Source organism: Pseudomonas rossensis (assembly GCF_039888995.1).
Taxonomy (GTDB): Bacteria; Pseudomonadota; Gammaproteobacteria; order Pseudomonadales; family Pseudomonadaceae; genus Aquipseudomonas; species Aquipseudomonas rossensis.
On sequence record NZ_JBBWCB010000077.1, the window covers coordinates 18,188 to 28,728 of the forward strand.

At 58.1% G+C, this 10,541-nt stretch carries 9 protein-coding genes and 1 pseudogene; 2 read left to right on the plus strand and 8 right to left on the minus strand.

Annotation, left to right across the window (positions count from 1 at the left end):
* Nucleotides 1-37: 37 nt before the first annotated feature.
* The 7 genes from WLY71_RS19565 to WLY71_RS19595 all read right to left on the minus strand — a co-directional run bounded on the left by WLY71_RS19565 (nucleotide 38) and on the right by WLY71_RS19595 (nucleotide 8,213).
* A complete protein-coding gene (locus tag WLY71_RS19565; protein ID WP_347804854.1) occupies nucleotides 38-586 on the minus strand; it encodes a putative antibiotic biosynthesis monooxygenase in 549 nt (182 codons plus the stop codon).
* Nucleotides 583-1,512, minus strand: a complete 930-nt coding sequence (locus tag WLY71_RS19570; RefSeq protein ID WP_347804855.1) for a catalase family peroxidase — start codon at nucleotides 1,510-1,512, stop codon at nucleotides 583-585. The genes WLY71_RS19565 and WLY71_RS19570 overlap by 4 nt, the downstream gene beginning before the upstream one ends.
* A gap of 113 nt (nucleotides 1,513-1,625) precedes the next feature.
* A complete protein-coding gene (locus tag WLY71_RS19575; RefSeq protein WP_347804856.1) occupies nucleotides 1,626-3,083 on the minus strand; it encodes an aldehyde dehydrogenase family protein in 1,458 nt (485 codons plus the stop codon).
* A 19-nt stretch (nucleotides 3,084-3,102) separates the two neighbouring features.
* Complete coding sequence (locus WLY71_RS19580) at nucleotides 3,103-4,740, minus strand: GMC family oxidoreductase (protein WP_347804857.1); 1,638 nt, start codon at nucleotides 4,738-4,740, stop codon at nucleotides 3,103-3,105.
* Between the two features lie 116 nt (nucleotides 4,741-4,856).
* Nucleotides 4,857-5,786: a LysR family transcriptional regulator gene (locus WLY71_RS19585; protein WP_347804858.1), complete on the minus strand. Its 930-nt coding sequence runs from the start codon at nucleotides 5,784-5,786 to the stop codon at nucleotides 4,857-4,859.
* Between the two features lie 65 nt (nucleotides 5,787-5,851).
* The gene (locus tag WLY71_RS19590) at nucleotides 5,852-7,399 is read right to left on the minus strand and encodes a GMC family oxidoreductase (protein WP_347804859.1); all 1,548 of its coding nucleotides are present in this window, start codon (nucleotides 7,397-7,399) and stop codon (nucleotides 5,852-5,854) included.
* A 55-nt stretch (nucleotides 7,400-7,454) separates the two neighbouring features.
* The gene (locus WLY71_RS19595) at nucleotides 7,455-8,213 is read right to left on the minus strand and encodes an alpha/beta fold hydrolase (RefSeq protein WP_425589940.1); all 759 of its coding nucleotides are present in this window, start codon (nucleotides 8,211-8,213) and stop codon (nucleotides 7,455-7,457) included.
* A gap of 184 nt (nucleotides 8,214-8,397) precedes the next feature.
* On the opposite strand from WLY71_RS19595, the gene WLY71_RS19600 reads away from it, so the two are divergent.
* Both WLY71_RS19600 and WLY71_RS19605 read left to right on the plus strand, forming a co-directional pair.
* Nucleotides 8,398-9,300 (plus strand): LysR substrate-binding domain-containing protein, encoded by a 903-nt coding sequence (locus WLY71_RS19600; protein ID WP_425589941.1) that lies wholly within the window; start codon nucleotides 8,398-8,400, stop codon nucleotides 9,298-9,300.
* Between the two features lie 102 nt (nucleotides 9,301-9,402).
* Nucleotides 9,403-9,786 (plus strand): hypothetical protein, encoded by a 384-nt coding sequence (locus tag WLY71_RS19605; RefSeq protein WP_347804862.1) that lies wholly within the window; start codon nucleotides 9,403-9,405, stop codon nucleotides 9,784-9,786.
* 197 nt (nucleotides 9,787-9,983) lie between these two features.
* Here the strand turns inward: WLY71_RS19605 and WLY71_RS31400 are convergent.
* Nucleotides 9,984-10,105 (minus strand): annotated as a pseudogene (locus WLY71_RS31400) (DUF6124 family protein); the annotation flags it as partial.
* Between the last annotated feature and the right edge of the window lie 436 nt (nucleotides 10,106-10,541).

Sequence of the window (10,541 nt, forward strand, 5' to 3'; positions counted from 1 at the left end):
GATAAACGGAGGAGTTAATCATTCACGACCACTGATATCAGCTCAACAACCAACGCGACATCAGACGCGTCGTCAACGGCATCAACCCATAGACCATACTGAATGACACCACCCCGGCAACCGCAACCTTGAACAACCAGACCGGCAGACGCAGATCAGACAGTTCAAGCCCAGCCGCCAAAACCCAAGGCACAAAAACGGTCAACGGCAATACGATCATCCAGGACAGTAACCATTGCTTCCATCGCTCGACGGTTACCCGTCCTTGCAGCGGCTCGAACCAGAATTTCGAATCATCGTCAGTACGGTGGTAGTCCTGCCGCAGCCAGGGCAATGACTCGCGCAATAAGGCATGACGAACCCGGGATTCCAGCCAGGCCGTGACATGCCCCTTGCTGACAAAGCGCAGGATGATTGCGTAGCGCAAGTGCAAGCCGACCGGTTTGACCACATCCGTCGCCAGGTAACCCGGAAACTGTCGATGGGCGTCGATGGCCTTGTTCATCCATTGCTCATACAACGCCTGATACTGCGGATTGACCTCATGCACAATCACACTGACGCCAATATCGGCGTCAATGCTCATGGTTGCTGCCGCCGGAGCATGGCCCGCTGGTAGAGGCGTTCGCGCGCCAGAATCATCGGGTCGTGACTGGGTGCGATGCCATCGGGCAAGCGCCCGGGGTTGAAATCAAGGCGCTGCTGGGCAAGCTGTTGTTCCTCAGCCGGGACAAGCGCATCAAGGGTCAGAATCCCCAACTCGACTTCCTCGTGGCTGCGCGACCAAGGGATCGACCCGTCTTCGATGGCATCCCCCGGCGCCGCCAGTTGCACCACCAGACGTAACTTCACTGCCCCCCTGGCCAGTCGGGCGCCGATTTCGGCCTGCAAATAATCGGCTGGCATCGCGGCGGCTTGCTGATCACTCAATGCAGGCTCTGCCAGCAACGGCTCAATACGGTAGCGACCGATAAACGCTTCACCCTGACGGTTGCTGAACACCAGGGCATTCACGCCAAAGTATTCGACGCTGGCGTAACTGCTCGGCGCGGGCTTGGGTGCCTGAAGAAAATGCTCCGCACGTGGATGATTGGCCAGAAAGGTTTGCAGCGGCAGCGGATTCGGCGACGTGGCGACGTTGGCGGCGATGCCCTGCAAAAAACTCAGGAAGTCTTCGGGTGTGGCCACCGGAAAGCCGTTGAACGAGTGCGTCACGATGTCCGTGAACTCACCGTCCGGCAGCGTAAAGCGAACGGCCAGGCCGTGAGGACTGGCCTGCGGATCGCCGTCCTCGGTGGCTGGCACGCCGCTGAAGTTGGAGAACCTCAGCAGCACCGACTCCGGTTGCCCCTGCAAATGGGCAGCCCGGCTTAGTACGGGAGCTGATGGCGAAGCCGCAAAGGTTCCGCGTAGCAATACACCCTTGGCATGGGTCACGCGAAATCCCGGGTGATGGCCGAACGTCGCGGCGAGTGCATCAAGTAAAGCGTCGTAAAGTCTGTCCTGGGACATGGGGGCACTTCTCATGGGCGACACATTATTCTGGTTGGCGGCAAAGGCAGAGGACGCGGCAAGCGTCCCTGCCAGCAGCATGCCGATCAACAATCGGGGTGGCTGCATTGGATTCAGCCTTGACGCAGGCCAGGATTGAGGGCGATGTGTTTGTACTCGACAAAGTCATCCATGGCCGCCACGCCGTTGAGGCGCCCCTGCCCCGACTGTTTGAAACCCCCTTCTTCGAACTCGTCGTAGACCACGGCCCAGTCGTTGACCCACACCGTGCCCGCCTCCAGTTCGCGAGCCACCCGCAGCGCGCGGTCGACATCGCGGGTCCAGACACTGGCCGCCAGACCGAACTCGCTGTTGTTGGCCAGTTCGATCGCCTCGGCTTCGCTGTCGAAGACCTGCAGCGTCAGCACCGGGCCGAAAGTTTCGCGCTGGACGATCGCCATCTCGGGGTCGCTGACCCGCAGCAGCGTCGGGCGATAGAACGCGCCCTTGGCCAAAGGCCCCTCGGTCACCGGGCCACCGCGAACGATGACCTGGGCACCGGCGGTAATCGCCTCCTTCACGATTTGATTGACCCGTTGCACGTTGGGCTTATCGATCAACGGACCCATTTCGCTGGCTGAATCCGCGGCGGGCCCCACACGCACGGCTTCCAGTCGCTCGGCCAGACGCTCGGTCAACGCCGTGGCGATATCGCGTTGCACCAGCAGCCGCGAACCGGTCATGCAGAACTGACCGGCGAATACCGTCAGGGCTTTCACCAGAGTGGGTACTGCGGCATCAAGGTCGGCGTCGTTAAACACCAACATGGGTGTTTTCCCGCCCAACTCCAGGCCAAAACGCTTGAGGTGTTGCGCCCCCACGGCTGAAATCGCCCGGCCGGTGGTGGTGCTGCCGGTAAAACTGATCACCGGAACCCGGGGTGATTCCACCAGGTGGATGGAGCCGGCCGCGCCCTGCTCGCTGAACAGGTTGATGACGCCGCGCGGCAGCGACAGCGCCTCGCTCATGATCCGGGCCACCAGGCAGTTGGTCTGCGCGGTTTGCCCGGGCATTTTGATGACCGTGGTGCAACCGGCCGCCAGCGCCGGTGCCAGTGAGCGAATCATCAGCACCACCGGCGAGTTCCACGGCACGATGATGCCCGCCACGCCTACCGCCTGACGAATCACCAACGATAGCTTGCCGAGTCGGGGCTCGGCCGCTCGACCGTATTCGGCACGCGCCAGGGCGGCGTAATAGCGCAACTTGGAGGGCACCATGCCGACCTCGAACTCGGCTTCGGGTCGGATCTTGCCGTTTTCCAGCGCGAGGGTATCGATCAGCTCATCGGCGTTGCGCTCGAAGGCGTCCGCCAACTCCAGCAACACCTGAGCGCGCAATTGGCGGTCATCTTTCCAGGGTGTTTCGGCAAACGCCCGTTGCGCCGCTTCAATCCCTTGTTGCGCTTCGTTCAAGCCTCCTTCGGCGTATCGACCAATCAGCTCGTAGGTCGCAGGGTCGATGGAGTCTTTGTAAACACCGGAGTCCAGCCATTGGCCGTCGATCCAGTTCAAAACCGGGGTGCTGTTCATAGAGGCAGGTTCCTGAGGGTCAAGCGTAAAGACGGGCAATGTGCTCGGCGGTGGCAATCACGGTGATGTTGGTGGCGACGGATGGCACGTCGGGGAAGACCGACGCGTCCACGACGCGCAGCCCCTGCACACCGATGACCCGCGCTTGCAGGTCGACCACCGCTCGCGTATCCCCTGGCTTGCCCATCGGGGCCGTCGAGGTCGGGTGGTGATAGGTGTCGAGACTGGCTTTGACACTGGCCAGCAAGGCCTCGTCCGAATCGTTGCCTTGACCGGGGTTGAGCTCGGAATGGATCAACGAATTCAGAGGCCCCGTGGTGCCGATTTTGCGGGCCAGACGGATGCCATCCAGCAGGCGCTGGCGATCCTTGGGCTCGGCGAGAAAATTCAGGTCGATGTTCGGTGCCACGAACGGATCGCGACTGGCCAGCGTCACCTTGCCCCGAGACAGTGGCCGGGTCAGGGCTACCGCGAGCACGAAGCCAACGCCGGTCGGGCTCTGATCATGAGGGAACAAATGGGTGGCCGTGATATGCAGATCCAGCTCGCCATTCTCGGCAGAACGGCTGTGGGTCCAAAGTTTGGCCCCGATGGCGGGCGACTGGCTGCCGATCAGGTCAGGCCTGGCGGCATAGGCGTTGTAATAGAACGGGTGATCCACCAGGTTCTGCCCGACCGCCAGCTCAGCGACTTGTGGAATCTGCAAGGCTCGCAGGTCCTCGCCAGGACCAATGCCGGAACGCAACAGGATCGCGGCACTGCCGTAGCTGCCAGCCGACAGGATGACTTCACCGGCCAGCAGCTTCTCACCGTTGCCCAGTTGCACACCGACCGCACGAGTACCGTCGAACAGCACTTTGTCCACCAGGCTGTCGGTGCGGATATGCAGGTTGTCGCGTGCGCGCACCTCATCGGTGAGATACGCCATGCCGGTGTTGACCCGCACGCCATTGACAATGTTCATCGGGTACGGACCCACGCCGTGGGCGTCAGCGCCGTCAAAGTCCTCAATCACCCTGTAGCCGTTGGCGAAGGTCGCGTAGATGAAGGCCCGCTGCATGGGGGTGACATCGGCCTTGCCCAATTGATGCACCGGCAGCGGCCCTTCATGGCCGTGCGACGGGCTGGCACCACCGCTGTGGGTTTCCAGTTTTTTGAACGAAGGCAGCAGCTCTTCATAGCTCCAGCCAGGCAGATCCCAGCGCTTGAAGTCGCTGGCACGGGCGCGGATGGCCACCGCGCCATTGATCGCCGAACTGCCTCCCAGCACCTTGCCGCGCAAGGCGCCGATGGGATGATCGATGTAGCCCGGTCGGGTCTTGTAACCCCATTCGAACTCAGGATTGGCATTGGCACCGACGATGTCACTGCTGGCAATGATCTCGGGGTAATTGTGCGAACTGTAGCTGTGGCCCGCCTCAAGCAATACCACCTGACGCTGGTTGTTCTCGCTCAAACGACGGGCCAAAACCGCACCTGCCGAGCCACCGCCGACAATGATCACATCAACCGGGGCGCTGTGAGCGGCACGCTTGCCGGTACTACCGCTTGACTCCAACGCCTGCGCCAAACCACTGCCCGCCGCCAGCGTAGCGGCAGCCACAACACCGCCGGCCAGAACAGCACGGCGAGCAGGATTGTTAAGGGTACTCTTCATCCGTCTTCTTCCCTGTCAGACGCCAGATTGCGTCTGTTGGGAAAAAGCATATGGGAGGGTGCGCAGACTCATAAGCCGGCAAAAGACGATTCCACGTTTCGTTATTCTCGAACGAATCAACGCTGTGGTTGCGAGTGAGCCGTCAGCATTTGCTCCCACACCGGCGGGCTACCGATCTGTTCGATGAGGAAGTTGATCAGCGCCTGAAGCTTGGGCGAAGCTCGCTGAGATCGCCGGTAAACCGCCGAGATATTGCCGCCTCGAGGGGCATAAGGCGCGAGCACCTCCTTAAGCTCACCGGCGACAATCGCCTGCGCCGCCAGGAAGGTCGGCAAAATCGCCAGGCCCATACCAGCCTTGGCGGCTTCCAAAAGTTGATGGCCATTATTGGTGCGCATACGGCAACGGACACGGAATGATTCCAAGGTGTTGTTCACCGGCAGCGTCCACATGCCGTGGGGTTCGCGATTCACATAGAGCATGGCGAAATGCTGGGCCAGCTCTTGCGGGGTTTGCGGTGTGCCGTGAGCGGCCAGGTACTCCGGACTCGCACAAATGATGTGCCGGTTGGGCGTAATGGTCTTGGCGACCAGCGTGGAGTCAGGCAACTCGCCGATGCGGATGGCCGCGTCATACTGCTCTTCGTGCAGGTTGACGTGGCGGTCATCAAACTCGACGTCCAGCCGCAACTCAGGGTAACGCACCGCGAATGACGACAGAATCGGCGTCAGGTAGCGAATGCTGAAGGCCATCGGCGCTGCAAGCCGCAGGACCCCGCGCAAACTCGATTGAAACGCCAACACTGCATCTTCGGCATCTTCGACATCGGCCAGAATACGTACGCAATAACTGTGAAACACCTCGCCCGACTCAGTCAGCCGGGCCTGACGACCACGCTCCAACAAGATGCTGCCCAGGCGCTTTTCCAATTGCTGGATCCGCAGGCTAACCATTGACTTGGCGATACCCAAACGCCGGGCGGCTTCGGAAATACTGCCGGTGTCCACCACCATGACGAAAGAATGCATCTCGGACAGTTTGTTCAAGTTTTGGTAATCCAAAGAAAAGTCGGGGGGCATACCTTTCAGATGGCATGCCCCCTCAAGGTTTTTTATGCGGACTGGAGGGATTTTTTAATGGCATCGGACAACTTTTCCGCCGTCATGATGACGGTCGGGTTCAAGTTGATCAGCGGGATCTCGGGAAAAATAGACGCATCAATAACGCGCAGCCCTTCTATGCCGTAAACGCGCCCTTCCTCATCCACCACGGCGTTTGGGTCATCCGGCAACCCCATCGGGGCCGTCGAACAAGGGTGCTGCAAAGTGCCCACACCTTTTGCCAGCGCGGCACTAATTTGCTCATTACTGTCGTCAGTGGATGAGCCTGGATAGAGCTCTTCCACGATGATGCTTTTAAGCGGTTCGGTGTTGGCCAGTTTTCTGGCCAGACGGAAACACTCAATCATCCTGTTCATATCATCCTCACTGCTCAGATGATTCAGTTCGATCACAGGTGCCTCTTCGGGATCGCGACTTTTCAAACGCAGGCGGCCGTGGGACGTGCAATGCATCAGTTCCAGGCCCAGCGAGAACGCGACACCGGTCGGACTGCTGGCGGGATCGAGCAAATGCGAGGGAGAAATAGCGATATCCAGTTCTTTATCCGAACCGGCATAAGATGAGTGGGTCCACAACTGCGCCCCCACCACCGGATGATCCTGCCCCTTCAACGCTTCTGTTCCACTGAAATTCATCCAGAAGAACGCATGATCGAGCAGTCGAACACCGACCGGCGCCTCTTTGACCAAGGGAACATCCAATGCTTCAAGGTCTGCCCTGGGGCCGATACCTGAACGTAGAAGAATGGCAGCAGAGCCATAGGCGCCAGCACAAAGAATGACTTCTCTGCCGTGGACTTTTTCACCTCCAGCCAACAGCACGGACTGAACCTTGCTGCCTTCAATCAACACTTTGTCGATGAGGCTTTGATCCAGGATTGTCAGGTTTTGGCGAGCGCGTACTTCACGGGTGAGATAGGCCATCCCGGTGTTAACGCGCACACCGTTGATGACGTTCATTGGAATGGGGCCGGCGCCGTTATTGGCCTCTGGGTCATTAAAGTCGTCAACTTTGTTGGCTCCGCAAGCCCATGCCGCCTCGACCATTGCGCGCTGTACAGGAGTGATGTACTCCAATGACATTTGGTGAATCGGCAGCGGCCCGCTGCGGCCGTGCCATTCTTCTTCACCGTGCGGGGTGCGCTCCATTTTTTTGTAATAGGGCAGCACCTCTTCAAAGCTCCAGCCTTTCAGGCCTTTGGCAGTGAAGCGCGCAAAGTCAAAAGGCAAGGCCCGGCAGGCAACGGCGCCATTGATGGCAGAACTTCCGCCCAGTACTTTTCCACGCGGGGTGTAGACCGCTTGCGGTTGATCAACCGGTGTTGCGAAATACCCCCACTCATAACGTCCATCCGCGTTGGCGGCGATGATATTGCTGCTGTAGATCGCTTCTGGATATTCATCGGGTTCAAAGGCTCGACCCGCCTCAACCAACAGAACACTAAGTTGTTGGTCTTCCGACAAACGTGCCGCCAATACGGCGCCGGCAGAACCGCCACCCAGAATGACAAAGTCGAATACCTTGCTATTTACAGTCATCTTTCATATCCCTATTTATTGATCTAGCGACTTTGATTTACATCACAGGTCATGTTCAGCGCGTGGTGTTCAGCGCTTCGGTAATGACCTTGGCCACGTCTGCCGGGCGGGACTGATGCGGCACATGGCTGGTGGGCAGCGCCGTCGTTGTGGCATTTATTTTCCTGGCCAGTGCGCGCTGAAGTTCAGGTGCAATCATGCGATCGCGCTCACTGACGATGTACCACGATGGCTTCTGCTTCCACGCGGCCACGCTGATGCGTTCGTCGAACGCTCGGGCATTGATGGCGCCTTGCGTGGAGGCCATCAATCGGGCCTGCGCGGCGGGCACGTCCGGGGCAAAATCCTGCTCCATACCATGCTGCGTGAGCGACAGATACCCGGCCTTGTCGGCCACAAATTCGCGCATGCCCGGCGACGGCGGATAGTCTTTGCCGAGCTCACCCGTGGTCTGCCCGACGTCCGGGGCGAAGGCGGCCACGTAAACCAGCGCCGCTACCTTGTCACTGGCACCGGCTTCAGTGATCACACTGCCGCCCCACGAATGCCCGACCAGCACCACTTTGCCCGGCGCCGTTTCAATAGCGCGACGGGTTGTGACCACATCATCGGCCAGTGAATTCAAACCGTTCTGCACGGCCCGTACTTGCACTCCCTTGGCCTGTAACAAGGTGATCACCTTCGCCCAGTCAGAACCGTCGGCAAACGCCCCATGCACCAGCACAACGGAAGGATCATTTGCAGCATTGGCACAACACACCGAACCCAGTGCGGCCAAACCCAAAGACATGGCGAGAACTGTCCTGCGTAACATCTGTATCTCCTTAAGTGAACCAACCAAACAGCGGCAATCTAGCCGCCGTGTTGCCTGGTCAACTAGGCCCCAATAGTTGGTTTCTCTTTCCCATACAGTGGACGATCCTTCTTGTATAGTTGGCCTCCTTTGGCTGAATGAACGTCGCCCAGTGCTCGATCTCAATGACCTTCAGTACTTTGTTATGGTGGTGGACCACGGTGGCTTCGCGCCGACTGCTCGGGCGCTAGGCATTCCAAAATCCAACCTCAGCCGACGGATCGCACTGCTCGAAGAAAGACTCGGTGTGCGCTTGATCATCCGTAACACCCGCAGTTTCAAAGTGACGGAACTAGGGCTGACGTACTACGCCCATTGCCGTTCAATGCTCAAGGAAGCAGAAGCCGCTGAAGCGGCCATTGCCATGACCCGCTCAGAACCTGGCGGCTTGCTGCGCGTCACCTGCCCGACGGTGTTACTGGAAGAGTGCGTAGGCAGCATGATCACGCGATTCATGGCCATGCACCCGCGTGTCGAAGTGCATCTGGAAGCCAGCGACCGTCAAGTAGACGTGGTGGCCGAGGGCGTTGATCTGGCACTGAGAGTACGCCCGCCTCCCCTTCAGGACTCGGACCTGGTTAACCGGGTTATGTCCCAGCGGCCACAATGTTTGGTGGCAAGTCCCGCGCTACTGCAGCGCCTGGGTGAGCCTGAAAAACCGGAAGACCTGTCACGCTTCCCCAGCGTCCATCACGGCAGTCCGCAACGTGATTACAGCTGGACGTTGTTTCATCAGGATGGCGCGGAATTTACGATTCAACACCGTCCGCATCTCATCACCAAAGGACTGCCCATGCTGCGATGCGCGGCGCTGGACAGCGTCGGCATTGCGCAGATGCCTATGTCCCTGGTGCACGACTACATTGATCGCGGGCAACTGGTGATGATTTTGCCAGACTGGGCGCCGAGGACGGAGATGATTTATGCCGTGTTTGCGAGCAGGCATGGGATGCTGCCGTCGATGCGGATGTTGATCGATTTCATGGTGGAGCAATTCAAGTTGCTGGATGACCCGGCGCGAGGGATGCGGGTGAGTCCACTGGTTTGATGTCTTGTCTCAGGAACCTGGATAAACTTTAAATCATTCGCCCAGCGACAGCCGCATCCGGCAATGACGCCACCGATTCAGCCATAGGACTACATATAACCGATGAACATCGCACACAAAAAAATTTGGCCGATTATTCTAATCAGCACTGTCATGATCGCGACATTACAAATCTTATTAAACGAAGCCATGATCCAAATCGCGCAGGCTCAATTCGGCAATATTCCTGCACAGTTGATCATGGATATTTCTCTGACCATCGCGGCCCATTCGGCCCTGATTGCAATCGTGCCGGTGATACTAGGAGTGTTTAGCAAGACCGCCGCAAGCTATGTCACCCTCACTATTCTTCTTTCACTCTATTCGACCATCACCACGGGCATGAATGCCATCGCCCCTATGGTGGTTGTTACAGTTGTTTCTTTTTTGATTTTTTATGCGTGGACGAGGGCACGGCAAATTCTTGAGTTCTTGCGTATAAAATAAGGATCAAGCGCAAGAATGGATAGAAAGCCTGGAGTTGATGTGCGGCGATGAGGGAATCTGACTTGCCACAAAACACTTGTCTGCTTTGAGCATTTCGTAACCTGCAAGACCAGAATTTCAGACATAAAAAAGCCCACTGACCGTCACCGGCTCAGTGGGCTTTTTTACTGCGAGTCGCGTTGAAACAACGCCCTAACCTACTCCTGCGGATCTACCTGATCCAGCACCCGATTCACCAGCAACTCTGCCAGGGAAATCATCTGCTGGATGGCTAGCGCCATATTGCATTGCGGGGGCCGGTGAGACTGAACGCCAATTCGCCAATTCGCTGGCCATGACATTGGCTGAAGTACAAAAACCGGGACTACAAAAACCGGGACAGATTTATTTTTCAGAATAATGGTGACGGATTATTTTTTCCCGGGGCGTCAGACATTCAGTTTGAACACTACTAATGCTATACATCCTGCACTCCAACAAAAGTAGAACCCTCGATGCCCAAAAGGTACTACCACGAAATCCGGCTTTCTCCTGACGAAGAAGGCCAACTGCTCCCCTCCTGCATCCCCCTCGGCCCCACCGGAGATGCCGCCCGCAACCTGAACGAGCCTGGCAGTGAATGCGTGTGGGTTTTCTGTAAGCGCTCCATGAAGCCCACATTCCAAGCCGAAACCTGATGTCCGATGCTGTGCTCCCGATTTCTTTCTGGAGCCAGTCCGTCATGATGCGCCCCGACGCCAAAGTCGAAAAAGTGT